This is a genomic window from Pseudomonas gessardii (assembly GCF_001983165.1).
Lineage (GTDB): Bacteria > Pseudomonadota > Gammaproteobacteria > Pseudomonadales > Pseudomonadaceae > Aquipseudomonas > Aquipseudomonas gessardii.
In genome coordinates, this window is the sequence record NZ_MNPU01000149.1 from 1 (window position 1) to 551 (window position 551).

The window sequence follows — 551 nt, forward strand, 5'->3', positions numbered from 1 at the left end:
GCCCTTAATCATTGTCAATGCTTTTCATTCATTTTTTTTAATGACTTTCAATCACTGTGCTGGTGAATGCCTCTCTTTTGGCAAATTCATCGCTTTCGATGAGCCTTTTTTTTCCACTTGGTATGATGGTTCATCGTTTTTAATGAATTTGAATCACTGGCTCAGTGAATGTCTATCACTGATCTGGTGAACCTCTATCACTGTACTGGTGAATGCCTATTTTTGAAAAAGCCTGATTTTACGGGACGAAACTGGTGTTTTTAGAAGTCGTTCCTATCTTATATTATTAGGGCGGTTTTCAATGTCTTTGATTTTCAGCCGTTTAGATTGCTGATTTCATGTTCAGGATCAGCCACAACGCTAAGCAGGTTCCCCAAGCCTCGTTATGGTGGTGGAGCTGGTCGCCTAGGCCGTAGGACGACGGTGAGCAGTGAGCCAACAGAGCGAGAGCACTGGGGAAAGCCATCGCCCGAATGGGCTGGCGTCCTGTAAATGTGGCTGATCCGTAGGATCGATGGTGAGTAATCGAGTGCCCTAACGCCTCCCTGCGG

At 45.6% G+C, this 551-nt stretch carries 1 protein-coding gene; it reads left to right on the forward strand.

The window, feature by feature from the left end; translation table 11 throughout:
- Window positions 1–190, forward strand: a 190-nt coding sequence (locus BLL38_RS31310; RefSeq protein WP_211278362.1) for a hypothetical protein, incomplete at its 5' end; no start/stop codon positions are given.
- Window positions 191–551 lie beyond the last annotated feature (361 nt).